This is a genomic window from Streptomyces sp. PSU-S4-23 (assembly GCF_055632315.1).
In genome coordinates, this window is record NZ_JBVMUU010000002.1 from 957,336 (window position 1) to 983,743 (window position 26,408).

At 74.4% G+C, this 26,408-nt stretch carries 20 protein-coding genes and 1 pseudogene; 14 read left to right on the top strand and 7 right to left on the bottom strand.

The window, feature by feature from the left end:
* Positions 1-24: 24 nt before the first annotated feature.
* On the bottom strand, positions 25-786 hold the full coding sequence (locus ACZ79I_RS05155) for a GntR family transcriptional regulator (protein ID WP_471494486.1): 762 nt from the start codon (positions 784-786) through the stop codon (positions 25-27).
* 322 nt (positions 787-1,108) lie between these two features.
* Between ACZ79I_RS05155 and ACZ79I_RS05160 the strand changes: the two genes are divergently transcribed.
* Positions 1,109-1,939 (top strand): alpha/beta fold hydrolase, encoded by an 831-nt coding sequence (locus tag ACZ79I_RS05160; protein WP_471494488.1) that lies wholly within the window; start codon positions 1,109-1,111, stop codon positions 1,937-1,939.
* Between the two features lie 468 nt (positions 1,940-2,407).
* On the opposite strand, the pseudogene ACZ79I_RS05165 reads toward ACZ79I_RS05160, so the two are convergent.
* A pseudogene (locus tag ACZ79I_RS05165) lies at positions 2,408-2,872 on the bottom strand (EamA family transporter); the annotation flags it as partial.
* On the opposite strand from ACZ79I_RS05165, the gene pdxR reads away from it, so the two are divergent.
* The 3 genes from pdxR to ACZ79I_RS05180 all read left to right on the top strand — a co-directional run bounded on the left by pdxR (position 2,863) and on the right by ACZ79I_RS05180 (position 7,939).
* A complete protein-coding gene (pdxR, locus tag ACZ79I_RS05170; RefSeq protein ID WP_471494490.1) occupies positions 2,863-4,335 on the top strand; it encodes a MocR-like pyridoxine biosynthesis transcription factor PdxR in 1,473 nt (490 codons plus the stop codon). The pseudogene ACZ79I_RS05165 and the gene pdxR overlap by 10 nt on opposite strands.
* A gap of 303 nt (positions 4,336-4,638) precedes the next feature.
* The gene (locus ACZ79I_RS05175; protein WP_471494492.1) at positions 4,639-6,225 is read left to right on the top strand and encodes an alkaline phosphatase D family protein; all 1,587 of its coding nucleotides are present in this window, start codon (positions 4,639-4,641) and stop codon (positions 6,223-6,225) included.
* Between the two features lie 280 nt (positions 6,226-6,505).
* Positions 6,506-7,939 carry a GNAT family N-acetyltransferase gene (locus ACZ79I_RS05180; protein WP_471494494.1) on the top strand — a complete coding sequence of 478 codons (1,434 nt, stop codon included), beginning with the start codon at positions 6,506-6,508 and terminating at the stop codon, positions 7,937-7,939.
* Positions 7,940-8,099: 160 nt separating this feature from the next.
* Here the strand turns inward: ACZ79I_RS05180 and ACZ79I_RS05185 are convergent, their stop codons facing one another.
* Positions 8,100-9,326 (bottom strand): trans-sulfuration enzyme family protein, encoded by a 1,227-nt coding sequence (locus ACZ79I_RS05185; protein WP_471494496.1) that lies wholly within the window; start codon positions 9,324-9,326, stop codon positions 8,100-8,102.
* Positions 9,327-9,386: 60 nt separating this feature from the next.
* On the opposite strand from ACZ79I_RS05185, the gene ACZ79I_RS05190 reads away from it, so the two are divergent.
* Together ACZ79I_RS05190 and ACZ79I_RS05195 are read left to right on the top strand one after the other, a co-directional pair.
* Complete coding sequence (locus ACZ79I_RS05190; RefSeq protein ID WP_471494498.1) at positions 9,387-9,866, top strand: Lrp/AsnC family transcriptional regulator; 480 nt, start codon at positions 9,387-9,389, stop codon at positions 9,864-9,866.
* 76 nt (positions 9,867-9,942) lie between these two features.
* Entirely contained in the window at positions 9,943-11,637 is a 1,695-nt protein-coding gene (locus tag ACZ79I_RS05195; protein ID WP_471494500.1) for a DUF885 domain-containing protein, read from the top strand.
* A gap of 127 nt (positions 11,638-11,764) precedes the next feature.
* Here the strand turns inward: ACZ79I_RS05195 and ACZ79I_RS05200 are convergent, their stop codons facing one another.
* Both ACZ79I_RS05200 and ACZ79I_RS05205 read right to left on the bottom strand, forming a co-directional pair.
* The gene (locus ACZ79I_RS05200) at positions 11,765-12,280 is read right to left on the bottom strand and encodes an immunity 21 family protein (protein WP_471494502.1); all 516 of its coding nucleotides are present in this window, start codon (positions 12,278-12,280) and stop codon (positions 11,765-11,767) included.
* A 50-nt stretch (positions 12,281-12,330) separates the two neighbouring features.
* Positions 12,331-12,846, bottom strand: a complete 516-nt coding sequence (locus ACZ79I_RS05205; protein WP_471494504.1) for a rhodanese-like domain-containing protein — start codon at positions 12,844-12,846, stop codon at positions 12,331-12,333.
* A gap of 160 nt (positions 12,847-13,006) precedes the next feature.
* Between ACZ79I_RS05205 and ACZ79I_RS05210 the strand changes: the two genes are divergently transcribed.
* Positions 13,007-13,453: an Lrp/AsnC family transcriptional regulator gene (locus ACZ79I_RS05210; RefSeq protein ID WP_471494505.1), complete on the top strand. Its 447-nt coding sequence runs from the start codon at positions 13,007-13,009 to the stop codon at positions 13,451-13,453.
* A 7-nt stretch (positions 13,454-13,460) separates the two neighbouring features.
* Here the strand turns inward: ACZ79I_RS05210 and ACZ79I_RS05215 are convergent, their stop codons facing one another.
* The gene (locus ACZ79I_RS05215; RefSeq protein ID WP_471494507.1) at positions 13,461-16,454 is read right to left on the bottom strand and encodes an AAA family ATPase; all 2,994 of its coding nucleotides are present in this window, start codon (positions 16,452-16,454) and stop codon (positions 13,461-13,463) included.
* A 37-nt stretch (positions 16,455-16,491) separates the two neighbouring features.
* Complete coding sequence (locus ACZ79I_RS05220) at positions 16,492-17,664, bottom strand: exonuclease SbcCD subunit D (RefSeq protein ID WP_471494509.1); 1,173 nt, start codon at positions 17,662-17,664, stop codon at positions 16,492-16,494.
* 455 nt (positions 17,665-18,119) lie between these two features.
* Between ACZ79I_RS05220 and ACZ79I_RS05225 the strand changes: the two genes are divergently transcribed.
* The 7 genes from ACZ79I_RS05225 (at position 18,120) to ACZ79I_RS05255 (ending at position 26,355) form a co-directional block, all read left to right on the top strand.
* Entirely contained in the window at positions 18,120-18,518 is a 399-nt protein-coding gene (locus tag ACZ79I_RS05225; protein WP_471494511.1) for a hypothetical protein, read from the top strand.
* Positions 18,519-18,739: 221 nt separating this feature from the next.
* Positions 18,740-21,097, top strand: coding sequence for a hypothetical protein (locus ACZ79I_RS05230; RefSeq protein ID WP_471494513.1), 2,358 nt, complete (start codon positions 18,740-18,742; stop codon positions 21,095-21,097).
* A gap of 79 nt (positions 21,098-21,176) precedes the next feature.
* On the top strand, positions 21,177-22,574 hold the full coding sequence (locus ACZ79I_RS05235; protein ID WP_471494515.1) for a hypothetical protein: 1,398 nt from the start codon (positions 21,177-21,179) through the stop codon (positions 22,572-22,574).
* Positions 22,575-22,912: 338 nt separating this feature from the next.
* Entirely contained in the window at positions 22,913-23,941 is a 1,029-nt protein-coding gene (locus ACZ79I_RS05240; protein WP_471504768.1) for a serine/threonine protein phosphatase, read from the top strand.
* Positions 23,938-25,170 (top strand): protein kinase domain-containing protein, encoded by a 1,233-nt coding sequence (locus ACZ79I_RS05245; protein WP_471494517.1) that lies wholly within the window; start codon positions 23,938-23,940, stop codon positions 25,168-25,170. The genes ACZ79I_RS05240 and ACZ79I_RS05245 overlap by 4 nt, the downstream gene beginning before the upstream one ends.
* A gap of 55 nt (positions 25,171-25,225) precedes the next feature.
* Positions 25,226-25,933 carry a vWA domain-containing protein gene (locus ACZ79I_RS05250; RefSeq protein ID WP_471494519.1) on the top strand — a complete coding sequence of 236 codons (708 nt, stop codon included), beginning with the start codon at positions 25,226-25,228 and terminating at the stop codon, positions 25,931-25,933.
* Positions 25,930-26,355, top strand: coding sequence for a hypothetical protein (locus tag ACZ79I_RS05255; RefSeq protein ID WP_471494521.1), 426 nt, complete (start codon positions 25,930-25,932; stop codon positions 26,353-26,355). The genes ACZ79I_RS05250 and ACZ79I_RS05255 overlap by 4 nt, the downstream gene beginning before the upstream one ends.
* Positions 26,356-26,408 lie beyond the last annotated feature (53 nt).

The window sequence follows — 26,408 nt, forward strand, 5'->3', positions numbered from 1 at the left end:
GGTCACCGGAGCACGGCGCGGCCGTCAGGAGGCGCGGCGCTCCGGGTCGTGGTGGATCTGGACGCTCCCGGCGTCGCCGAAGGTGAGGCGGCACGTGTCGGCGCGGTACGTCGCGACGGAGACGGCCGCGGTACGGTCCTCGGCGTAGTAGCGGGTGGTGACGACGAGGACGGGCGCACCGGGGAGCCGGTCCAGTTCCTTGGCGTCCTCGGCGCTGACCGAACCCAGCTCGACGGCTTGGTCCTGGCCCTCCAGGTCCAGACGCTGCAGCTCGCGCAGCACGGCCCGCGCGCGTGCGGCGCCGGAGGGCGCGTCGATGGCGGACAGGTCGGGCACCGAGACGTCCGGGACGTAGAGCAGCTCGGCGGCGACGGGCTGGCCGTGCGTCACCCGGGACCGGCGCACCGTGTGCACCCGCTCGTCCCCGCCGGTCTCCAGGAGGCCGGCCACCGCACCGGGCGGGAGCGCGACCGTGCAGTCCACGGGCCGCCAGGCATCGCCGGGCGCGCCCGGCCAGGCGTGCGGCTCGGAGCCGACCGCCACCCCGACGCGCGGCGGGGCGACGGTCGTGCCGACGCCGCGGCGGCGCTGCAGCCGGCCTTCGAGTTCGAGCTGTTCGAGGGCCTGGCGGAGCGTGGCACGGGCGACGCCGAAACGGGCCGCGAGGTCCCTTTCGTTCGGCAGGATCTCACCTACGGAGAACTCGGAGTCGAGTGCTTCGGTGAGCACGGTCTTGAGGTGCCAGTACTTGGGCTCCGGCACCGATTCCAGCTGCGTGGTCCCCACCCTGTCCTCCGCAATCGCCGTGGCCCGGCGGCGTTTTAGCGCCCTTGTTTATTAAAGGTTGTTGCACTTCTCTGCGACCATAGGGCGGCACCCACCCTTGGTCAAGACCAATCCTCGATCACTTGCCGACCGCACAGGCGCGCTGGCGCAGGGCGTCCGCGGGTCCCCGGCCGGCTTGCAGCGGCGCGCCTTCACCTCGCGCGGCCGGTCGACGCCGGCGGCGCCGCGCCGCGGGTTCCCAGCCCGGGGCTACCCGCCAGTAGCAGTTGCTGACAAGCTGTCTACGTAACTTCGCCAGTGTCCCCAGACGAGGAGCAGCAGCATGGCCGCCACGGTCTCCTTCAGCGTTCCCTCTCCGCACGGCCCGCGGACCGTGACCGTCTCCTACGCGCGCGTGGGCGCCGGGGAGCCGCTCCTCCTGCTGCACGGCATAGGCCATCACCGGCAGGCGTGGGACCCGGTGGTGGACATCCTGGCGACCGAGCGGGACGTGATCGCGGTCGACCTTCCGGGCTTCGGCGCGTCCCCCGCCCTTCCGGACGGACTCGCCTACGACGTGCCGACCGTGGTGCCCGCCCTCGGCTCACTGTGCCGGGCGCTGGAGATCGACCGCCCGCATGTCGCGGGCAACTCCCTGGGCGGCCTGCTGGCCCTGGAACTGGGCCGTGAGAAGCTCGTACGGTCCGTCACCGCGTTCTCCCCCGCCGGATTCTGGACCCCGGCCGAGCGGCGGTACGCGTTCGCGGTGCTCCTCGCGATGCGGCACACCGCGCGCAGGATGCCCCTGCCGGTGGTGGAACGGCTCTCCCGCACCGCGGCGGGGCGCACGGTGCTCACCAGCACCATCTACGCCCGCCCGCACCGCCGTTCACCCGAGGCCGTCGTCGCCGAGACGCTCGCGCTGGCCCGCGCCGAGGGGTTCGCCGAGACCCTCCGGGCGGGCACGTCCGTCCGGTTCACGGAGGACGTGCCCGGGCTGCCCGTCACGGTGGCCTGGGGCACCAGGGACCGGCTCCTGGTGCGCCGTCAGGGTGTCCGCGCCAAGCAGATCATCCCCAGGGCGCGGCTGGTACGGCTGCCGGGTTGCGGGCACGTCCCGATGAACGACGACCCCGCGCTGGTCGCGCGGGTGATCCTGGACGGCAGCCGCTGAGCGTCCGAGCCGCAACGCGCCCGAGCCCAGGACCACCCCGGCGCCGACCAGCCCGCTGCCGACGGCCTGCGCCACCCCGTACGCGCCGGTGCCGACCACCGGCGCGGTGCAGGCGGCGGCGACCGGGATGAGGCCGGAGAAGAGCGTGGCCCGCTCCGCTCCGATGCGCTGCATGCCCATGTACCAGCACACGAAGCCGACGACGGTGACGACCGCCGCCTGCCACAGCAGCGCGGCGGCCTCCGTGCGGTCCGGCAGGCGCAGCCATCCGGGGCCGTCCACGAGGAGCCCGACGAGCGCCGACTCGGCCGCGGCGATGCCACAGACCGTGGCCGACAGCAGCCTCGGCCCCAGGGGGCGCAGCACCGGCACGGCGAGCACCGCGAACCCGACCTCACCGACGAGTGCGCACGCGGAGTAGACGATTCCGGAGCCGTCGGTGCGGCCCCACCCCTGAATCGTGAAAGCGCCGGCGGCCACCAGCAGCGCCCCGTGCAGCACGCGCCGCTGGGGCCGTCGTCCCTCCAGGAGCGGCACGACGACGGCGACGGCCACCGGGGCGCACCCGACGAAGACCCCCGGAACCGCCGGCTCCGCGGAGTGCTCGGCGGCGATCACCGCGAGGTTGAATCCCACCATCCCGACCGCGGCCAGCAGGGCGAGCCGCCCCCACCGGCGTGCCCCGAGGCGGCGCAGCGCCACCGCGCCGCCCCTGCCCGCCAGCGGCGACAGGAGCAGACAGGCCAGGCCGTAGCGCAGGAACTGGCCTCCCGCGTACGGGTAGTGGCCCAACAGGCTGTTGGCGGTGAAGGAGCCTCCGACGAGGACGCAGGCGAGGGCCGCGAGCAGGGCTCCGCGGGCGGTGGCGGGGTTCATGCCGGTGACGCTAGGCAGTGGGGCGGACCGGATTAAGGTCCATTTCCATGACACCATCGGGGACCAGTTCAGGGGCCGCCGGGGGCGGCACGCCCTCGGCGGCTGGCTCGGCGCCGGACGGTGCGGCGCCCTGGGCCGCCGCCTGGGAGGTGCTGCTCCCGGCCGCCGCCGCACCGGCACGCGCGCGTGGGCGTACCTTGCAGGCCGCGCTGCGGGAGGCGGTGCGCTCCGGGCGGCTGGCGTCGGGCACCCGGCTGCCGTCGAGCCGTGAACTGGCCGCCGATCTCGGTGTGTCGCGCGGACTGGTGACCGAGGCGTACGAGCAGTTGACCGCCGAGGGGTACCTGCGCAGCGGCCGGGGAGCGGGGACCTGGGTGAGCGGCGCCGTGCGCGCGGCGCGCCCCCGGGCGCGTGACCTCGCCCCCCGCTCCCCCGGCGCCCGCGCCGACTTCCTGCCCGGCACACCGGATCTGTCCCTGTTCCCGCGTGCGGCCTGGACGGCCGCCCACCGGGCGGTGCTGGCCGAACTCCCCCACCACGCGCTGGGCTACCCGGACCCCCGGGGGCTGCCCCGGCTGCGGACCGCGCTCGCCGAACTGCTGGCGCGCCGCAGGGGCGTGGTCGCGGACCCGGAACGGATCGTGGTGGTCTCGGGGGTGGCCCAGGCGGTCACGCTGCTGGCATTCGTGCTGCACGCGCGCGGGGTGCGCGCCGTCGGCATCGAGGACCCGGGGAGCCCCGACCACCACACGCTCTACGCCTCCGCGGGCGTCACGGGCGTGCCACTGCCCCTGGACGGGGAGGGGCTGGCCGTGGGGCCGCTGCACGAGGCGGGCGTCCGGGCGGTCATGACGACACCCGCCCACCAGTTCCCCTCCGGGATCGCCTACTCCGCGCACCGGCGCGCCGAACTGCTGGACTGGGCGCGCTCGGTGGACGGACTCGTGATCGAGGACGACTACGACGGCGACTTCCGCTACGACCGTGCTCCGGTGGGCGCCTTGCAGGGGCTCGACCCCGAGCGCGTCGCCTACACGGGATCGGTCAGCAAGTCACTCGCCCCCGGGCTGCGCCTCGGCTGGCTGCTCGTCCCGGAGTCGTTCGCCGAGGAGGTCGTCGGGCTCAAGCGGACCATGGATCTCGGGCACCCGGTCGTCGACCAGGCGCTGCTGGCCCGGTTCGTGGAGCGCGGCGACTACGACCGGCATCTGCGCCGCTGCCAGCGTGCCTACAGGGAGCGTCGCGACACCCTGGTGTCCGCCTTGGGGGAGCACTTCCCCGGGGCCGAGGTGTCCGGGATCGCGGCCGGTCTGCATGTCATCGCCCGTCTGCCCGAGCGGTACGGACCACCGGAGCGCTTCCTGGAGCGGGTGGCGGCGGCCGGTGTGGCGGTGCGGCCGCCCGCCGCGTACGGAACGGTGGCCGAGGGCGGCGTACCGCTGGTGCTGGGCTACGCGCATCTGTCGCCCTCCCGGATCCGGGACGGGGTACGGGTGATGGCGGACGCCGTGCGCGTCTAGTGCCCCGGCGGGCCGCCTCGGCCCGTCGAGGAGCGGCATGCCGGCCGGAAGTCCTCGTCACGTCGCCCGCCGGGGCGCCGGCCGGTGCGCGCACACCGGGCGCCGGAAAGGGGGGCGCCGGAAAGGGGGGCGGACGGCCCGGCAGCGTGCGGGAGGCGCGGCCTCGTCGGACGCCGGGGCCGGCGCGGCGTGGTTTCCGGGTGCGCGGGGTGAGTTGTTCACTTGTGGTTTCCGTGTGCGCTGCGGCGCACCAGTAGTTGTGACAGTGCCCATCGGCCGGAACACGTCCCTGGAGGCGCATCCATGTCACACCGTCCCTTCCCCGGCCGCCGCAGCGTCCTGCGCGGCTCGCTGGCCGCGTCGGCGGCCCTGACCCTGCCCGCCGCGCTCGGCGCGGCACCGGCGTTCGCCCTGTCGGGACGGCCGAAGGCCGGATGGGGCGCCCAGGCCGGAGACGTGAGCGCCCACTCCGGTCTCGTGTGGGTGCGCTCCGACCGTCCGGCCCGCATGATCGTCGAGACCGCCGCGACGGAGTCGTTCCGCAGTCCCCGCCGCTGGCAGGGCCCGCTGATCGGCGCGGACACGGACTTCACGGGCACCACGCGGCTGCACGGACTCCCGGCGGGCGAGCAGATCCACTACCGGGTGCTCCTGGCCGACCCGGACGACCCGCGGCGCACCGGTGAGCCCGTGACGGGCACCTTCCGCACGACGCCGCTCGGGCGGCGCCGCGGGGTGCGCTTCCTGTGGTCCGGCGACCTGGCGGGCCAGGGCTGGGGCATCAACCCGGATCTCGGCGGCTACCGGATCTACAACGCGATGGCGGGACTCGACCCGGACTTCTTCCTCCACAGCGGCGACAACGTCTACGCCGACGGGCCGATCTCCCCCACCCAGGCCCTGCCCGACGGCGGCACCTGGCGGAACATCACCACGGAGGAGAAGTCCAAGGTCGCCGAGACCCTGGCCGAGTTCCGCGGCAACTTCCGCTACAACCTGCTGGACGACAACCTCAGGCGGTTCAACGCCCAGGTGCCGTCGATCATCCAGTGGGACGACCACGAGGTGCGCAACAACTGGTACCCGGGCGAGGTCATCGCCTCCTCCGACGGCCGCTACACCGAGAAGAGCATCGATGTGCTCGCCGCCCGCGCCCGGCGCGCGTTCAGCGAGTACTTCCCCATCCCGACGCTGCGGCCGGGCGACGGCGACGGCCGGGTGTACCGGGTCGTGCGGCACGGTCCGCTGCTGGACGTCTTCGTCCTCGACATGCGCACCTACCGCAACGCCAACTCGCCCGACGACCAGACCGCCGACCCGCAGGGCATCCTGGGCGCCGAGCAGTTGGCGTGGCTCAAGCAGGAGCTGCTGCGCTCGCGTGCGGTGTGGAAGGTGATCGCCGCCGACATGCCGCTCGGCCTGATCGTGCCGGACACCACGGAGGGCAGGCCGAACATCGAGGCGGTGGCGCAGGGCGATCCGGGCGCGCCGCTCGGGCGGGAGCTGCAGATCGCGGAACTGCTCCGGTTCGTCAAGCACCGGAGGATCACGGGCACGGTGTGGCTGACGGCCGACGTGCACTACACCTCGGCGCAGCACTACCAGCCCTCGCGCGCCGCCTTCACCGACTTCGAGCCGTTCTGGGAGTTCGTCTCGGGGCCGCTCAACGCCGGCGCGTTCCCGGCGAACACGCTCGACGGCACCTTCGGCCCGGAGCGCGTCTTCGTGAAGGCGCCGGCCGTGCCGAACGTCTCGCCCGCCGGCGGCTACCAGTTCTTCGGCCAGGTCGACATCGACGGGGACAGCGGGGAGCTGACGGTCCGGCTGCGCGAGCAGGACGGGACCGTGCTGTTCACACAGGTGCTGCAGCCGGGCCGCGTGGGCCAGTGACGCGCCCGGGAGGGCCCTGACCCGAGGACGCGCCCGGAGGGATTGCCGAGGCCCGCCGGGACCGCGCCTGTCGCCCCGTCGGCCACCGGCTCGCGTACCCTCGGACACCACGCCGCGCACCGGAGTCATCCCCCGGTGCGCGGCGTTCCGCCTGCCGCCCTCCCCCCGGAAGGCCACCCCGGCGTTCGTCAAGAGAACAACAAATAGGGCAGAACGACACTTAACCGATCAGACACAAAGCGTTTGTGATCACGCAACACCCTTCCTTCACAGTGATTGCATGACTCCAGACGTATCTGATGTGACGCGGGCGCGGCACGGTCGCCCGGTGCACCACTGGCGACGGGACGTGGTCGAACTGGCCGCGCTCTTCACGGCGGTCGCGGTGGCGGACGTGACGGCCAACCTGATCGGGCACGGCCCCGACGGTCCCGCGCTGCTGGTGCTGTCCGCGGCGGTGCTGGCCGCGACGGCCGGTTTCCACACCTGGTGGGCACGCCGCCACGGTCATGCGCCGCCCACGAGTGATACCGGCGCCCGGCCGCTCGCCGACGGGCAGCAGGCCGGGCCGTCCGACACCGACGCGGCCGCCGGGGCGACCGCGCTGTGGCGGATGCGGACGACGGTCAGGGACGAGCCGGGCTCGCTGGCCGCGCTGTGCACGGCGCTGGCCGGGCTGCGGGTGGACATCCTGACCCTGCAGACGCATCCACTGGCGCAGGGCACCGTGGACGAGTTCCTGCTGCGCGCGCCGGCGGAGCGGGACGCGGCCGGCATCACACGGGCCGTCTCGCTGGCCGGCGGTGCCGGGACCTGGATCGAGCGGGCCGACGCGCACGACCTGGTGGACGCGCCGACCCGAGCGCTGGGCCTTGCCATGCGCACCGCGCTGGACCCCGCCGAACTTCCGCTAGCATTGCGGCAGTTGCTTGGCCGGTGCACCATTCGCTCACTCCCCGCCGCCACCCCCGGCTCCGGCCCGGCGCAGGACGGCGCTCCCTTCGAGGGGGCCCTGGAGGACACGGTGATGCGGCTGCGGGCACCGGAGGGCGGGGTGATCACGGTGGAGCGGCCGTATCTGCCGTTCACGCCCACCGAGTTCGCGCGGGCGCGGGCGCTCACGGAACTGGACGCGCGGCTCGGTCCGCGCACCCCGCGCGGCCAGGACGTGCTGAGGCTTCCGGAGGGCGACGCGATCACGGTGCGGCGGGCCGGCACCTCGGACCTCGACGCGGCCAAGGAGATGCACGCCCGCTGCACGCCCCGCACACTGAGCATGCGCTACCACGGCCCGGTCAGGGACGCGGACCGCTACCTCAACCACCTCCTCAGCCCGCGCTTCGGCCGGACCCTGGCGGTGCAGACGGCGTCGGGCCGCATCGTCGGCCTCGGCCACCTCCTGTGGGACGGGGAGGAGACGGAGGTCGCGCTGCTCGTCGAGGACGGCTGGCAGCGGCGCGGGATCGGCGGCGAACTTCTCGGACGTCTGGTCGCGATGGCGATCGAGGCCGGCTGCGAGAGCGTCTACGCGGTCACCCAGGCGTCCAACACGGGCATGGTCGCCGCGATGCGCGGCCTCGGACTGCCCCTCGACTACCAGATCGAGGAGGGCACCCTCGTCATCACGGCCCGGCTGGACGCCACCCCGGTGGCCTCGCGCCCGCCGTACGGCCAGGCGCGCGATCAGCACAGCACGCGGGGCGCACGGGACTGACGGCGCGCGCCGCGCGCACACGACGGACGCGACGGCCCGGCGGGCTCCGCCGGGCCGTTCGGCGTGCGGACGGGGCGGGGTGCCGGGCGCCGCCCCGCGTCTCCGGTCCCACCGCCCCGCGGCCGGAGACGCGTGATCTCCTGCCGCCGCGCCTCCGGTCCTACCGCCCCGCGGTCTCCTTCCGCCGCACCTCGCCCCCGGCCCGCTCGGAACCCAGCGCGCCCTCCAGATCGGCCCACAGGTCCTCGACGTCCTCCAGTCCCACCGAGAGGCGCAGCAACCGGTCGCCGACCCCGGCGTCCCGGCGGTCGGTCGCGTCCACGATGCGGTGGCTGATGGACGCGGGGTGCTGGATGAGCGTGTCGACGCTGCCGAGGCTCACCGCCGGAGTGATCAGCCGCACCCCGGCGATGACCGCGTGGGGATCGCCGTGCACCTCGAAGGCGATCATCGCGCCGCCGATCCGGGGATAGTGGACACGGGCGACACGCGGGTCGGCGGCGAGCCGCCGGGCGAGTTCCGCGGCGGTGGCTGACGCGGCCCTGACCCGTACCGGCAGCGTGGACAGGCCGCGCAGCAGCAGATAGCCGGCCAGCGGGTGGAGCACCCCGCCCGTCGCGAACCGCACCTGGCGCAGCCGTCGCGCCAGTTCCTCGTCGCAGGCCACCACCCCGCCCATCACGTCGCCGTGCCCGCCGAGGTACTTCGTGGCACTGTGCAGCACCAGTCGTGCCCCCTGCCCGGCGGGGCGCTGCAGCACGGGTGTGGCGAAGGTGTTGTCGACGAGCAGCGGCACCGAACCGCAGGCGTGGGCGACCGCGCGCAGGTCGATCTCCGCGAGCGTCGGATTGGCCGGGGACTCGACCAGCACGAGCCCGGTGTCGGGACGCAGCGCGTCCGCGACGCCCGCCGGGTCGACCCAGGTCACCTCCGAGCCGAGCAGTCCGGCGGTGAGCAGATGGTCACTGCAGCCGTACAGCGGTCGCACGGCGACGACATGCCGCAGCCCGAGCGCGTTCCGGGCGAGCAGGACGGCGCTCAGCGCGGCCATGCCGCTGGCGAAGGCGACCGCGCTCTCGGTGCCCTCCAGCCGGGCGAGCGCGGTCTCGAAGCGGGCGACGGTGGGATTGCCGAGCCGCGCGTAGACGGGCGTGCCCGTCAGCTCCGCGCCGTCGGCCGCGAAGGCGTCGAGCCGGGCGGCCTCGCCACGGCTGTCGTAGGAGGGGTAGGTCGTGGAGAGGTCCAGCGGCGCGGCGTGCAGGCCCTGGGCCGCGAGGTCCTCGCGGCCGGCGTGCACGGCCTCGGTGGCGAAGGCCCGGCGGGCGGGGTGGCCCGCGGCGACGCATCCGTCCTGCGCGTCGTACGCGTCATGAGTACGGGAATCCATGGGCGGCAGCCTGAACACCGGACGGGGTCACGGCGGCGGAACCCGTGTTACGTTCGGCGCATGGCCGAATCAGTCGTACTGGACCCGGTGGATCTCCGTCTGCTGCGGCTGCTGCAGAACGACGCCCGGACGACGTACCGCGACCTCGCCGCGCAGGTCGGGGTCGCGCCCTCGACCTGTCTCGACCGGGTGGCCCGGCTGCGGCGCTCGGGAGTGATTCTCGGCCATCAGCTGCGGCTCGACCCGGCGAAGCTGGGCCGCGGCCTCGAGGCGCTGCTGTCGGTGCAGGTCAGGCCGCATCGGCGGGAGCTGGTGGGGCCGTTCGTGGAGCGGATCCGTGCCCTGCCCGAGTCCCGTACCGTCTTCCATCTCACCGGACCCGACGACTACCTCGTGCATGTGGCGGTCGCGGACATGACGGATCTGCAGCGGCTGGTACTGGACGAGTTCACCGCCCGCCGCGAAGTGGCACGGGTGGAGACACGGTTGATCTTCCAGCAGTGGGACTGCGGCCCGCTGCTGCCGCCCGGCCACGCCTGAGGCCCTTCTGAACAGGCGTGAACCGAGCGGGGAATCCCCGTGACGTGGACCACGTCGCCGTATGAGTATGGTCCGCATGTCAGACACCACCAAGAGCCTCCTTCCCCGGGAGATCGCCGACGCCTACGTCGACGCCCTCGTCGCCCTCGACCCGATCACCGGCACGTACCTCGGCGTGAAGGAGAGTTCGAGCAGACTTCCCGACACCTCGCCCGCGGGCCAGGAGGCACTCGCCGAGCTGGCGCGGGAGACCCTCGCGCGGCTCGACGAGGCGGAGCGCCGCCCGGGCGCGGACAGTGACATCGAGCGCCGGTGCGCGCGACTGCTGCGCGAGCGGCTCACCGCCGAACTCGCCGTGCACGAGGCCGACGAGGGCCTGCGGACGGTGGGCAACATGCACACCGCGGTGCACGGCGTGCGCGAGGTCTTCACGCTGACCCCCGTCGCGACGGAGGAGGACTGGGCGGCGGTCGCCGAGCGGCTGCGCGCCGTGCCGGCAGCCGTGCGCGGCTACCGCGACTCCCTCGCCCTGGGCCTGGAGCGCAAGCTGTACGCGGGCCCGCGGCCGACGGCCACCTTCGTCGAGCAGCTCTCCGAGTGGTCCGACACGGACGGGCAGGGCCGCGGCTGGTTCGAGGACTTCGCGTCCCAGGGCCCCGAGTCCCTGCGCACGGAGCTGGACGAGGCCGCCCGTGCGGCGACCGCGGCCGTCGTCGGACTGCGGGACTGGATGCGTGACGTGTACGCACCCACGATCGAGGGCGCGCCGAACACGGTGGGCCGCGAGCGCTACGCCCGCTGGGCGCGCTACTTCAACGGCACGGACCTGGACCTCGACGAGGCGTACGCGTACGGCTGGTCCGAGTACCACCGCCTCCTCGGCGAGATGAAGAAGGAGGCCGAGAAGGTCCTCCCGGACGCCGCGACCCCGTGGGTGGCGCTCGCCCACCTCGACGAGCACGGCACGCACATCGAGGGCGTCGAAGAGGTCCGCGTGTGGCTGCAGGGCCTGATGGACCAGGCGATCGAGGCGCTCGACGGCACCCACTTCGAACTCGCCGAACGGGTACGGAAGGTGGAGGCGTGCATCGCGCCGCCCGGCAGCGCGGCCGCGCCGTACTACACCGCCCCCTCCGCCGACTTCTCCCGCCCGGGCCGGACCTGGCTGCCGACCATGGGGCAGACCCGGTTCCCGGTCTACGACCTCGTCTCGACCTGGTACCACGAGGGCGTCCCAGGCCACCACCTCCAGCTGGCCCAGTGGGCGCACGTGGCCGACGACCTCTCCCGGTACCAGGCGACGGTGGGCGGCGTCAGCGCCAACGCGGAGGGCTGGGCCCTGTACGCGGAGCGCCTCATGGACGAGCTGGGCTTCCTCACGGATCCGGAGCAGCGGCTCGGCTACCTGGACGCCCAGATGATGCGGGCGGTCCGCGTCATCATCGACATCGGCATGCACCTGGAGCTGGAGATCCCGGCGGACTCGCCCTTCCATCCCGGTGAGCGCTGGACGCCGGAGCTGGCGCACGAGTTCTTCGGCTCCCACAGCAGCCGTCCCGCGGACTTCGTCGAGAGCGAGCTGATCCGGTACCTGTCGATGCCGGGCCAGGCGATCGGTTACAAGCTGGGCGAGCGTGCCTGGCTGCTGGGCCGGGAGAACGCCAGGAAGCGCCACGGCGACGCGTTCGACGCGAAGGCGTGGCACATGGCCGCGCTCTCCCAGGGCTCACTGGGCCTGGACGACCTGGTGGACGAGCTGTCCCTGCTCTGACCGCGCGTCCGGTGGCCGGGCCGTGCCGTCGGCGCGGGCCCGGCCACCGGCGCCGGATGCCGCCCTGCGGGCCGACGAGTTCGCCGGCCGCCCCGGACCGCCGGCCCGCGCACCGCCGGTCCCGGGCTCAGGCCCCCGTCCGCCGCATCTGCACGAGGCCCACCCATATCTCGGGACCGGGCTCCACGTACGCCGCCCGTACCGTGTACCGTCCCGGTTCCAGCGATACGCGCAGATGGTCGGTGCGCACGGACTCGTTCCCCGGCCAGGCGGCGTCGAAGAGCACCACCGGGCCCGGCACGTCCCACTGCACCTCCGGCTCCCACTCCGCGACGTCGAGCGCCTGGGGGACCCGGGCGAGCAGCGCGGCCTCGGAGTCCGCGGCGCACCACCGTACGAACATGCCGTGCTCCGGCAGGAAGGCGGTGGAGGCGGGATCGTCGCCCAGCACCAGGGCGCGGGTGTCACCGACCGGCAGCAGCCCGATCTGCCCGTCGACCTCGCAGGCCCGGTCGTAGTCGGAGGACAGTTCGTCGCCGTCGGCGCCCGCCCAGAACGGCAGCACCACCTCGGGTATCGCGATGAGTGGCCCGCCGCCCGACTCCACCCACTCGACCGCACCTGGATCCGCGTATCTGACCATGCCCAGAAGCTACACGCAGGGACGGTGGCGGAGTCATGGGTTCCGTTCGGTCAGCATCCGCAATCCGCCGCCTCGTCGGGGGCGGTGAGCACGTCCGCCGCGCGGCGTTCGCGGCCCCCGCGGTTCTCGTACTCGAACCCCTCGCGCACCCAGTACTCGAAGCCGCCGAGCATCTCCTTGACCTGGAAGCCGAGTTCGGCGAGGGCCAGGGCCGCCCGGGTCGCGCCGTTGCAGCCCGGCCCCCAGCAGTACGTGACCACCGGGACGGCCCTGTCGAGGAGTTGCCCGGCCTGCTCGGGGATGAGCGCGGTGGGCAGGTGCACCGCGCCGGGGATGTGGCCCTGCTCCCAGGACACCGTGGAACGCGAGTCGAGGACGACGAAGCCGGGGTCGCCGCCGGCCGAGAGCGCGGCGGCGACATCGGACACGTCGGCGTGGAGGGCGAGGCTCGCCCGGAAGTGGGCGGCGGCGGTGGCCGGGGCGGCCGGGGGGACCCGCAGCACGGGGTTCACGGTGCTCGTGGTGCTCGTGGTGCTCGTGGTGGTCGCGTCGGTCGTCGTGGTCATGGTTCCGTGGTCCTTCCCGGTCCCGCGGCTCCGGCGCGCCGTCCGCTCCGGCCGCCTCGGTCCGACGGCTGAGAATCTATGGCCGCCGCTCCCCGGGCTGAAGGAGAGATCCACGGTCCTCCCCTTGCTCGGCCGGTGATTCCCCTGCTATTCATCGGCAGTGACCGCGTATTCCCCGGACGCCACCGACTGGCGCATCCTCGACGTCCTCCAGCGGGAGGGCCGCGCCAGCTTCGCGGAGCTGGCCCGTGCCGTCTCCATGTCGGCGAGCGCGGTCACCGACCGGGTGCGCCGGCTGGAGGATGCCGGTGTCATCCAGGGGTACGCGGCGGTCGTCGACCCGGAGCGGCTGGGCCTGCCGATCCTGGCGTTCGTGCGGCTGCGCTACCCCAACGGCAACTACAAGCCGTTCCACGACCTCGTCGCCGCCACACCCGAGATCCTGGAGGCGCACCACGTCACCGGTGACGACTGTTTCGTCATCAAGGTCGCGGCACGTTCGATGAGGCACCTGGAGGAGGTGTCCGGCAGGATCGGCACACTGGGTTCGGTGACGACGAGCGTCGTCTACTCGTCGCCCCTGCCCCGCCGCCCCCTGGGCCGCTGAGCCGGCCTCAGCCCGCTCCCCGCTGCCGCACCACCGAGCCCGTCCGGCCCTTCACGACCTCCAACTGCGCGTGGACGCGCCGCCGCAGGTCCGCCACATGGCTGACGATGCCGACGCTGCGGTCCCGCTCCCGCAGGGAGTCGAGCACGTCGAGGACCTCGTCGAGGGTCTGGTCGTCGAGGCTGCCGAACCCCTCGTCGATGAAGAGGGTGTCCAGACGGACCCCGCCGGCCTCGTCGGTGACGACGTCCGCGAGGCCGAGGGCGAGCGCGAGCGAGGCGAAGAACGTCTCGCCCCCGGAGAGGGTCGCCGTGTCGCGCTCCCGCCCGGTCCACGCGTCGACCACATGCAGTCCGAGCCCGCTGCGGCCGCGTCCGGAACGGTCGTCGGAGTGGACGAGGGTGTAGCGGCCGGAGGACATGCGCTGCAGCCGCACGGTCGCGGCGGCCGCCACCTGTTCGAGGCGGGCGGCGAGCACATAGGACTCCAGGCGCATTCTGCGTCCGTTGTCCGCGGAGGTGCCGGCCACCAGGGACGCCAGCCGGGCCACCCGGTCGTACTCCCCGCGCAGCGGCGCCAGCCGCCGCACCGAGGCGGTCGCGCGCGCGGACAGCCGGTCCAGTTCGGCGCAGCGGCGGGCGGCCGCGTCCTGGGCGGAGACCGCCTCCTGGAGCCGGCGGGCCGCGGCCTCGGCGGCCCGTTCGGCGCCCTGGAGGTCCGCGGGCGGCCGCTGCGCGGCGGCCGCCGGGCCGGCCTCGGCGAGCATCGCGCGCACGGCGGCCTCCTCCTGCTGCCGGGCGTCCAGCCGCCGTTGCAGCTCGCGGTGCGCGGCGTCGTCGAGGAGGGCGGCGGCCGCGGCCTGCGGGGTGTCGAACCCGGCGCGGAAGGCGGCGTCGGCGAGGCGTGCGTCGGCGTCCTTGAGCCGCTGCGCGGTGTCCTCGGCGGCCCGTGCCGCGTCCGCCGCCTCGGTGAACAGGGCGGCGTCGCCCTCCAGTTGCGCCGAGCGGGCGGCAACGCTCACGGCGGTTCCCCGGGCACGCGCCAACTCCGCTTCCAGGGCCGTCCGTTCCTGTTCGAGTGCCTCCCGCCGGGAGAGGCGGGCCGCGCCGCGCAGGGCGGCCTCCTGCCGGGCCGCGGCACGCCGCTCGCGCTCGTGCCCGGCCCCTCTGAGCTCCTCCTGCGCGGCGTGCAGCTGCGAGGCGCCCAGCCGGGCTGCGCCGTAGAGCCGCTCCAGTTCCTCGGCTTCCTCCGTCAGCCGGTCGGCCGGCGCGTCGCCTGCCTCCGCGGTGGCGGCGGCCAGTGCCTCCCGCAGGGTGCCGAGCCGCCGTTCGTCGTCGGCGAGTTCTCCCTCGGCGCTCCGGCAGGCGGCGAGGGCGCGCTCCTCCGTCTCCCGGTCGACGTGCCCGGCGACCTTCCGCGCGGGCGCGGGGTGGTCGACGGCGCCGCAGACGGCGCAGGGTTCGCCGTCGACGAGGCCGGCGGCGAGTTCCGCCGCGATGCCCTGGAGTCGCTGCTCCTTGAGGTCCAGCCAGTGTTCACGGGCTTTCAGCGCCCGTTCGCGGGCGGCGAGGGCGCGGGCCTCGGCCGCCTCTGCGTGCCGTACGAGCTCGTCGCGCCTGCGGGCCGCCGCCAGCCGCTGCTGCGCGGGCTCACGCCGCACCGCGAACTGCTCGGCCAGGGTGGCGGCCTGGCGGGCGGCGTCGATCCGGTTCTGCAGGCCCGTACGGGTGTCCTCCCAGTGGTCGAGCCAGCCCTCGGCGTCCTGCAGGACCGCCTCGTCGGCGCGCTCCTCGCGGTCCAGCCCGGCCCGCTCCGCGGCGAGTTCGGCCAGGCGCCGCTCGGCGCGGCGGGCGGACTCCAGGCCGCCGAGTTCCTCGGCGGCCCGGCGTGCCGCGGCGGCCAGCCCCGCGGCCCCGGCCCCGGCGAGGGGCCGCGGCAGCCGGGCCCGCGTGCGTGCCTCCTCGGCGGCGGCTCGCCGGTGCTCGGCCTCGGCGGCCTCACGCAGATCCAGTGCGGGTGCCACGGCCTCCGCCTTGCGGGCGCGCTCCATGCGCGCCCACGCCTGACGATGGGCGTCGGCGCCGTCCTGCAGCAGCGCCGCCCGCTCCCGGGCCTCGGCGAATCGGCGCTGCAGCCGCGCCTGTTCGCGTACGTCGTCCAGGAGGCGCTCGGCGGTGGCGCGCGCCGACTCGGCGGCCGTGCGCGCGCACTGCGCGACGCTGAGCCGCTCACGGGCCGTGCTGCGGGCGACGGCGGCCCAGTCCAGGACGGCGTCGGCGAGCCCGGGGTCGCCCGGCGTGAGGTCCGGCAGCGGCAGCGCGTCGCCCGCCGCCTGCTGCATCCGGTGTGCGTCGGCGAGCAACGCGGCGTCGCCGTCGCGCACGTCGGCCTCCGCGGTGCGGCGCCGCTCGGCGAGGCGCTTCTCCGCCTCGGCGAAGCGGTGGGTGTCGAAGAGGCGGCCGAGCAGCCTGCCGCGGGCCTCGGCGTCTGCGCGCAGGAAGCGGGCGAAGTCGCCCTGGGGCAGCAGCACGACCTGGCAGAACTGGTCCCGGCTCATGCCCAGGAGCCGGGTGATCTCCTCGCCGATCTCCTGGTGGGAGCGGCTGAGGTCCTTCCAGGTGCCGCCCGTCGCGTCGTACTCGCGCAACCGGCTCTCCGCCTTGTCGGTGGTCGTGCCCGTGCCGCGCTTCTTCGGGCGCTGCCAGGGCGGCAGCCGGGTGACCTCCAGCCGGCGCCCGGCGACCGTCAGGTCGAGACGGATCCCGGTGCGCGTCCCCGGCGCGGCGTGGTCGCTGCGCAGGGTCATGCCCTGACCGTTCTGCCGGGCGCCGGGCACGGCCCCGTACAGCGCGTAGCACACGGCGTCCAGGACGGATGTCTTGCCGGCGCCGGTGGGTCCGTGCAGCAGGAACAGCCCGGCGGCGGACAGTTCGTCGAAGTCGACAGTCTGGGTACCGCCGAAGGGGCCGAAGGCGGTGATGTCGAGCCGGTGCAGCCTCATCGGTTCCCCTCCCCGTCGCCGCCGGCCGTGGCGGCCCTCACCGGGCGGCCCCGCGGATCGACTCGTCCGACTCGTCCGCGCGTACCGCGTCGAACACGTCCTGGAGCAGGGCCCGTTCGCCTGGGTCGGGTCCCGCCCCGCGCACATGGGCCACGAAGTCCTCGGCGATCTGCCGGTCGGAGCGGCCCGCCAGCCGGCGGGCGTACGACACGCCGGCGTCCTGCGGGCCGCGCTCCGGGTCGAAGACGAGGCTGAGCGTGTGCGGAAAGCGCTCGGCCAGCCGCGCCATGGGCTCGGCGGGCCGCACCGGGTCGGTGAGGGTGGCCTCGACCCACGCCTCCCGGTGCCGATCAAGACCGGGGTCCGCGAGCAGCTCCTCCAACCGCCCCCGGATCCGGGCGAGTCGCCGCGGCACCGGACAGTCGACGCGCTCGGCCGTCACCGAGCCGCCGGCCCCCAGGTCGACGAGCCACATGCTCTTGCGGTGATCGGCCTCCGAGAAGGAGTACGGCAGCGGGGAGCCGGAGTAGCGCACGCGCCCGCTGATGGCCTGGCTGCCGTGCAGATGGCCCAGGGCCACGTAGTCCACGCCGTGGAAGACTCCGGCGGGCACCGCGGCGACCCCGCCGACGGTGATGTCGCGCTCGCTGTCGCTGGGTTCGCCGCCGGTGACGAAGGCATGGGCGAGGACGACGGAACGGGTACCCGGCGCGCGTGTGGCGAGGTCGGCGCGGACCCGGTCCATGGCGGCCGCGAGCACCGCCTCGTGACCCGCCTTCTCGACCCCGAACTCGTCCTTCACCAGGCCCGGTTCGAGATAGGGCAGGCCGTAGAAGGCGACGTCGCCGTGGGCGTCGGCCAGCACCACCGGTGTCCCGCAGGCCGCGGGCGCCGTGCGCAGATGGATGCCCGCGCGGCCGAGGAGCCCGGCGCCGACGCCCAGGCGGCGCGCGGAGTCGTGGTTGCCGGAGATCATCACCGTGGGCACGCCCGCGCCGGCGAGGCGGTGCAGGGCTTCGTCGAACAGCTCGACGGCGGCGAGCGACGGCACCGCGCGGTCGTACACGTCCCCCGACACGACCACCGCGTCCACGCCCCGCTCGCGCGCCGTGGCGACGAGGTGGGCGATGAACTCGGCCTGGGCGCCGAGCATGTCCACCCGGTGGAACGCCCGGCCCAGATGCCAGTCGGAAGTGTGCAGCAGCCTCATGATCCCCGAGACTAACGGCCGGGTCCGACATCACGGGCGGTCACTCTTGTATCGGACCGCGTCCGGAGGCGCAGCGGGCCCCTCGGTGTCGGGCCCCGCGTCCTCGGCCTCGGGCCGCGCTTCCCGGCCCCGGGGCGGCACGTCCCGGCCCCCGGGCGGCACGTCCCGGCCCCCGGGCGGCGCGTCCCGGCTCTCCGGCCGTGCCTCCGCCCCGTCGGGACACACGCGTTCACCGTGTTCGAGCAGACCCTTTCACGTCAACTTCTCCCCGTCCGACCTCTTCGGCCCTCCGGTTCGCCACCCCGGTTCGGCGGCCTGTTCCGGCGGCCTCGGCACGCCTGTCACCCCGGTGACGGTTCAGTCACTTTCAGCCAACCTGCCAGGAGACCCCCCTGAGGCCCCACGGGCCCCCTACATTGACTCCCCTGTTGTGCGCAGCAACTCGGGGGAACGGCATGGATCCGGTGACGGCCGTCGCGGCGGCAGGAGTCGCGCTCGTGGTCAAGGGAGCGCTTGAGACGGCGGGCCAGGAGGCCGGCCGGTCCGGCTGGAGCGGCGGTGCACGCCTCGTCGAGCGGATCCGCGCCCGGTTCGGCGGCAACGCGGACGCCGAGGACGCACTGGACCGCGTGACCCGCTCCCCCGACGACGAGAGCGCCCACGAGGACCTCGAACGGCAGCTCGCCGCCCACATGCTCCTGGACCCGGGCTTCGAGACGGAGATCCGGCGCCTGGTCGACGAGGCCGTCGCCGCGCAGGGCCGCGGCGGCGCGCAGATCAGCGCTGCGCTGATCAAGAACGCCCAGGTGTTCAACGGCAAGGTCGACGTGCAAGGGGACTGGAAGACGTCGTAGAGCCCGGGGCGGCACGGCAGTGCCGAGGGCCGTCCGCACGGGCGGCTGCCCGTGGCCACCGCCCGCGGCCCGGCCGGACAGCCGGACGGAGGATCCGCCGACGGTGTTCGCCGCCGCCCGTTCGTCACCCCTCGGCAGTCACCCGCGCCCGCGCGGTCGCCCGGGACCTCCCGTGCGGAACCGCACCGAACGCCCGAGAATCCGAAGGCGAAGAGCAGAGCATGAGCGAGGAGACCTCCTCCGGGAGCCCCGGTGCCGGGGCCAAAGGCACCGAGCACAAGGACGGTTCCCCCAAGGACCCCAAGAGCCCTCACAAGGGTCACGCCGAGGACGGTGGGGCGCCGGAGGCGAAGGACGGCGCGGCGACACCCGAGGACCGCACACCCGCCGAGGAGCGGGACGGGCCCGTCAGCGAGAAGGACGCGCTGCGTTCCCTCGCGGAGGACGGCGGGCGGGCGGATGCCGAGCGGTCCGAAGCGCTGCGCGCGGGAGCCATCGCCGACCTCATCGCCCAGCGGCTCAACGCCGACGCCTCCGGGACCCGCATCGGCACCCTGGCCCTGTTCAACGACACCGTCAGTTTCGGCGGTGGCTTCCACACCGGCGGCCCCGGCGGGACCGCGGCGCGGCCCGGTGGTGCGTCCGTGCTCGCCATGGACGCGACCGACGTCGCCGAGCACACCGAACTCTTCGTCCAGCCCGACGGTTACGACGAGGCCCTGGAAGCACTGTGCGAACGGCGGCTGCTGGTGCTGACCGGTCCGCCGGGCAGCGGACGGGAGGCCACCGCGGTCAACCTGCTGGCCGAGTCCATGGCACTGGACGGCGGCGGCGAGGGCGGCTGCCACCGGATCCTGACGCCGTCGGTCGTGCTGGAGCCCGGCTGGGAACCCCCGGTCAAGGACTCCGGGTACCTGGCGGCGGTCGAGGAGGGTTCGGCCGGGGCGCAGGAACTGGCGGCCGCGTTCGGCGCGCGCGGGGCGTTCCCGCCGGCCGCCGCCACGAGCGGCGGGGCGGCGCGATGGGCCGCCGTGGCCGCCGCGCTGCGCGGATCCGGCTGCCGTCTGGTGCTGACCGGCGGGCACGATCTCGCGGTGCTCGCGGCGGGCCCCGGCGGCGACCACCTCGCCCGGCACTCGCTCGCCCCGGTCGACCCGGTGGCCGTGGTCGAGCGGCGCGTCCTCGGCCACGGCAGCACCGCGGACGCGTACGCGGACCTGCGGGCGCTGCTGGACGGCACGGGAGCGGTGGGGGCGTTGCGGGAGCAGCCCGCGGCACGCAACGCCGCCCGGCTCGCCTCCGTCATCAGCGCGGGCGGCGATGTGGCCGCGGCGGTGGCCCGGCTGCGCGACCCCAGCGAGCAGGTGCGCACCTGGTTCGAGCGGCACCGCGAGCCCGAGTCGGTCTCCTTCGCCCTCGCCGCCGCCGTCCTGGAGGGCAGCACGTATCTCACCGTCGCGGACGCCGCGGTGCAGTTGCGCACGGCCCTCTCCGCGCCCGAACCGGCCCCACCGGACCTGCGTTTCGGCGACCGGCTGGGACACGAACAGCAGTGGATCCGGCTCGATCTGCCCGACGACGGCGGCTTCGGGGCCGGTGCGCCCCGCGTGCGCTTCCGCAACTCCCTGCTGGGGCAGGTCATCCTCGCCTACGCGTGGAACGCGCTCGACGGCCGTCGTGACGCCGTGCTGGGCTGGCTCCGCGGGCTCCTGAACCACCCCGACCTGGAGGTGCGCGCCCGGGCCTCGGTCGCGGCCGGCGTCCTGGCGCTGGCCGACCCCCACTACGCCGTGCACCGTTTCCTCACGACGTGGGCGGGCAGCACCTCCTGGCCCCTGCGGCAGGCCGCCGCCACCGCCCTGGGGGTGGCCGGCAGCCGCCCCGAGACGGCCGAGGCGGTGTGGGAGCTGCTGCATCGCTGGGCGCGCGGCGACGCCTCCGCGTACCAGCGGCGGCTCGCCGGCACGGCCGCGAACGCCGTGGGCGGACTCCTCGGCCGTACGGAGCCCGAGCGGGCCGTGGCCGTGCTGCGCAGCGCCCTGGACCGGGAGGACGACTGGGGCACGCTGCCCTCGGTGGCGTGGGGCGGTGTCCACCTCGTCCACCAGGGCCGGGCGGCGGCGCTGCTCGACGCCTACCTGGAGTGGTCCGAGCCGCAGGACCTGTCCCCCATGGTCGTCAAGTCGCTGTCCGCCTTCGTGTTCGCGGTGTCCCGGCCGTACGAGCAGCCGGTCATCGACGAGGACGACGCCGGGCGCGCGGGCGTCCCGGGAGTGCCCGTGCTGCTGAGCGGGCTGCCACGTCACCGCGACCGGCTCACGGAGTTGTGGGCCCGGGCACTGGCCCGGCGACCGGTGCAGGACTCGGCCCTGGAGGCCCTGCACGAGTGGATCGACGTGTATGCGGACAGACGCCCGGGGGCCCTCGACGAGATCGGCGCGCTCCTCGTCTCCGTCGCGCGCAGGCCCGGACGCCATCGTGACCGGCTGCTGTGGTGGCTGGAGAGATGGGCCCGCGACCGCGATCACCCGTCGGCGGGCGCGGCCCGGGTGCTCCGCATCGTGGAGCACGGCTCATGACCGGGCCGCCGACCCGCCGAACGCATCGCGAACCGACGGAACACGTGCGTGTGACAGCACGGGAGGGAGAGGGGGAACCATGGAGGAACAGTCCTATGACCCGGTCCTGGGCAGTGAGGACCTGCCCAGGTGGCGGCTGACGAACCCGCTGCGGCCGCCGGACCCCGGGCGTGCCCTGGTCCTCGTCCGGGACAGCGGTCCCTCGCTGACGATCCGCAGCGGTGAGGAGGTGCCGTCGTCGCGGTTCGGCGCGTACCGCAGCGTCTTCACGGTCGACATGACGGAGCACCGGCTCATCCTCGACATCCCGCTGCTGAGCCGGGACCCCACCTTCTCCTTCCGCAGCCGGGTCGACCTGGTGTGCCGGGTCGCGGACCCCGCCAAGGTGGTCTCGCGCGGGATACGCGACATGAGCGGCGCGCTGTACGGCCATCTGCGCCGGACGCTGCGCTCGGTCGCCCGGGACTACGACATCGCGGAGTTCCACGAGGCGGAGGCCGCGCTCAACACGGCCCTGGCCGGCTTCAGCGGCGACGACGCGGTCCGGCTGCGCAACATCCAGATCGAGCTGCTCGTCGATGAGGACGAAATCGCCACCAGCGGGCGGGAGTTCCGGGACGTCGTACGCGAGACCCGGCTGGAGGGCATGCGCCGCGGGCGGCATCTCGACATGATCCGCGAGGAGGGCGTCGACGGCCTGATCGCCGGGATCATGGAGAGGGAGGGCCCGCGGGCCGCCCTCGCCTGGATCGAGAAGGGCGAGGCGGAGAAGCGGGAGGTCCGGCGCGAGGTCATGCGCATGGTCCTGGAGCGCGGCGACGCCGACCGGGAGCCCTTCGAGCAGGCGGAGCTGGAGCGCGCCGTCCTCGACGAGGTGCTCCGCGACGGTGACGGCCTGTTCGAGACCGCCGCCCGGCGCGGCGGCCGGCTGCGCGGCAGCCTGGCGCGCGCGCTGGAGGCCGGTACCGACGAGCCGGGCGGCCACGACGACGACCGGGGCCGCGAACCGCTCAAGGGCGAGGTGCTCCGCGAGCGGTACGAGGAGGACGCGGACCGCCCCTCCCGCCGCGCCGGCAGTGACACCGGGCGCGGCTCCCGCCCCGGTGACGAGCGGACGGGCGTCGCGCGCTCGCGGGTCTCCGGCGGCGGACGCGCCCGGGCCGCCGAGTCCTCCCGGACCGCCGGGCCGCCCGAGGACGAACCGCTGCCGGACGGGGCCGGCCCGGAGGACCGGGTGCGGCGGCCGGACGGGCGGTCAGCCGGAGGGTCCGGGACCCCGCGGACGGCCGCCGGCCGCACCGGACCGTCCCCGGCCGGGCACGGCCACCCGGACCGGGAGCCGGAGCGCGACGCACCGCCGCCCCCTCCGGCCCCCCGGGTCAGCCGTGTCCGCGGCACCGCGAAACGCCCCGGCGGGGGCGCCTCCGGCGGCCCCGGCACCTCCGGCACCTCCGCACACGACGGGAAGCGACGATGACCGACCAAGACCACCCGGCGCAGCGCCCGGCCCCGGCCGGCGCCCACGCCGCCGCCGACAGGCACCAGGGCTACCCGTCGGCGGCGCCCCTCAACCGGTCCGCACCGTCCCGGCAGCCGCAGCCCTCGGGTCCGTCCCCTTGTCCTTCCCGTCAGGCACCCCCTCCGCCACCTCCGGCCTCTCAGCCGCCGCCTTCCCCGTCGTCCCCCGGGGAGCAGCCGTCGGCCGGGCCCGCCCGCCATGCCGCCACGCCGGGCGCACGGCGGCCGGAGCACCCCGCCGGGCCCGTCCCGTACCGGATCTGGCGGGAGAGCTACGAAGGGCTGCTGGCGTTGTCCGTGTGGACGGAGCGCGTGCCGGGGCGCGGCGAGGACGCGGAACCGTTCGTCGCCCATCACTCGGAGAGCGCGCAGGGCCTGCTCGCGGTGTTCGACGGATCCGGAGGCTCCGGAGCCGCGTCCGTGTGGCAGGCACCGGACGGTACGCCCCGCACCGGCGCCTGGGTGGGGGCGCGGGTGGCGCGGCTGGCCACGGACTGCTGGTTCCGCGAAGTGGCGACGGGCGGCGAACCGGCCGCGCCGGAGAGCCTGCGGGAATACCTCCAGTACTTCCTGGCCTCCGCCCCGCAGCGCCGCAGCAAGATCGGCGGCACCATGCGCCGGCACCTGCCCACCACGCTCGCCGCGGTGCACTACCGGCTGCGCGGCTCCGAGGCACACACCGACGTGGAACTGCAGCCCCTGTGGGCCGGTGACTCGCGCGCCTATGTGCTGCTCGCCGACGCCGGGCTGCGGGTGCTCACCCGGGACCACACCCCTGAGAGCGACGCCCTGGAACTGCTGCGCTCGGACCCGCCCATGACCAACCTGGTGTGTGCGGACCGGGACTTCGACGTCGAGGGGCAGCGGCTGTCGTACTCCCTGCCCTGCGTCCTGGTGGCCGCGACCGACGGCTTCTTCGGGTATGTGCACACCCCGGCGGACTTCGAGTTGCTGCTGCTGCGCACACTGCAGCAGGCCCGCCACGAGGACGAGTGGGCCGACCTGATCCGCCGCGAGGTGCAGGGCTGCACGGCGGACGACGCCTCCCTCGCCCTCCTGGCCCTCGGCTACTGGAATTTCGAGGAGCTGCGCACCCACTTCGCCGCCCGTCTGCGGGACATGACCGACCGCTACGTCCGCACCCGGCCGCGCGGCCTGGACCGGCTGTCCCCGGCCGCGTCCGAGGCACCGGGCGGCACCGCCGCGGCGGCCGAGGACCCTGCGGGGCTGCCGGCCCGCGTCCGGGCCTGGCAGGAGAGCACGTGGCACGCCTACCGCGCCGACTACGAGATCCATCTGCCCCCGGCATCCGAGGAGCACGCATGAAGCAGGGCGATGTCATCGGGGGCTACCGCATCACGAGCGAGCCCACGAACGCCAACGGCGGGAAATGCATATGGGCGTTCGCCGAGAGGGACGGCGGCCAGTACTTCATCAAGCGGTTCCTGGAGCCCAAGCGCCCACGTGACGACGACACGCGTGACACGCCGAGCCTGCGGATCCGCCGGCAGCTCGCCCGCGAGTTCGAGGAACGCCACCGCACGATCATGAAGCGGCTGCGCCCGGACGCCCGCGGCGGCGGCAACCTGGTGCTCGCCACGGACTTCTTCCACGAGGGCAGCACGTACTACAAGGTCACCGAGCGGATCGACACGTCCAGTCTGGAGAAACCGCAGACCCTGGAGCCGCGCCAGAAGACGGTGCTGCTCAAGACGCTCGGGATGAGCCTGAAGCAGCTGCACGACATCGACATCGTGCACGGGGACCTCAAGCCGCTGAACGTGCTGGTGCAGAAGCGGGACGGTGCCGCGTTCCACACGGCGAAGCTGATCGACTTCGACGACTCGTACCTCTCCGGCAGCCCGCCCGCCCCCGACGACATCGCGGGCGACTCCGTGTACGGGGCCCCGGAGTGGCGCCGTTATCTGCAGCGGGACGACTCGGTCGGCCCGGAGCACCTGACGTGCGCGGTGGACGTGTTCGCGCTCGGCCTGATGACCCACCTGTACCTGACGGGCGATCTGCCGCACCACGACGGGCGCTACGGGTCACCGGCCGACGCGGTCAACGCGGGCGGTCGCCTCGGTCTCGACCCCCGGTTGTCGGACACCATGCTCGGTCTGCTGCGTGCCATGACCGCCCGCGCCCCCGGCAGCCGCCCGCGCATGGCCACGTTCCTCAAGACCATGGCCGACCCCAAGGCGTGCGCCCTGCAGCACCGGCGTCCCGGCACCTCGAAGACGAAGGGCCCCGCGGGGAGGGCCACGGCCGCGCCGGACGCCGCGAAGTCCGGGGCGCCGGGACCGCATACCAGCCGCATCAAGACCAATCTCGCGTCGAAGGGGCGCCCGGGCGGCGGCCGGGCCGTCCCGGCCGGCCCCCCGGCCGACCCCGTCCCGCCGGCCGCGGCGGACGCCGCCCCGGCCGCCGCTCCGGCCCCGCCGCCGGACCCTGCGGCCCCGTCACCGTCCGCCGGCGCCCCCACGCCACGCCCCTCCCGCGTCCGGATCAACCTCCGCGGCCGCGACCGGGGCCCGGGCCGCGGCTCCACGTGAGCACGCGCCCCGCACCCGCCGTACCACCCGCCGTACCACCCAGGAGAGACCCTGTATGAGCAGCATCGAGCAGTATCAGGGCAATCTGCAGTACGCCGTCGACATCGTGCTGTGCATCGACGCGACGGGCAGCATGTTCCCCGTCCTCGACACCGTGAAGTCGAGCGCCCTGCAGTTCCACGACCGGCTCAACGACGTGATGGCCAAGAAGGGCAAGGCGATCAGTCAGCTGCGGCTGAAGGTCATCGCGTTCCGCGACTTCGGTGACGACGCCTCGGACGCCATTCAGCAGACCGATTTCCTGCGCCTGCCGGCGCAGGCGAAGGACTTCGAGCGGTTCGTGCGCGGCATCGACGCGTCCGGTGGCGGCGACATCCCGGAGTCCGGCCTGGAGGCGCTCGCCCTGGCGGTCAACTCCCCCTGGGAGACGGGCCTGGACCGCAGGCGCCACGTCATCGTGATGTTCACCGACGCGCCCGCCCACCCGCTCGGCACGGTCGGCACGTCCGCCCAGTCGTACCCGGCGGGCATCCCGCGCACCATCGACGACCTCTTCGAGCAGTGGGGCTATGCCCGCAGCCAGACCGCGGTGATGGAGCAGTCGGCCAAGCGGCTGGTGCTGTTCGCACCGGACGAGGCCCCCTGGTCCGATCCCATCGCGGAGGAATGGGACCTCACCCTCCACTTCGCCTCCAAGGCGGGCGAGGGCCTTGAGGAGTTCGAGATGGACGAGATCATCGAAACGATCGCGAACAGCCTGTGAAGCTCGACTGGCCGGACTTCCAGCTGGACTGCGCCACGGACGGCTCCTTGACGTTCACCTGGTCCAGGTTCTGCAGCATCGCGTCGAAGACGCGCCACTGCGCCTACGTCAGGCTGGTCCCCCAGGGCTCGGACGGCGCGTATCAGTGGATCTTCCAGTTGCGGGCCCCCCAGCGCCCCACGCCCGGACTCGTCGTCGTCCGCATCGATGTCCCGCCGGAGCGGGTGCGCGAGGCGGAGGAGTACACGGAGCTGCTGCGCGAGCGGTTCACCCTCCCCGACCGCCCGGACGACAGCTCCGAGGACGCGGTGCTGGAGCGGGTGCCGCCGAACGCACGGGGATGGATCGTCGCGCCCGCCGGGGCGGCATCCGAGGAGCTGTTCCGCGACGTGATGGCCCGCGTCGCCGACGACACCGGCTGAATCGCCGTGACGGTAGGGAGGTTCACCGGCGTCCCGGCCCGGACGATGTGAGA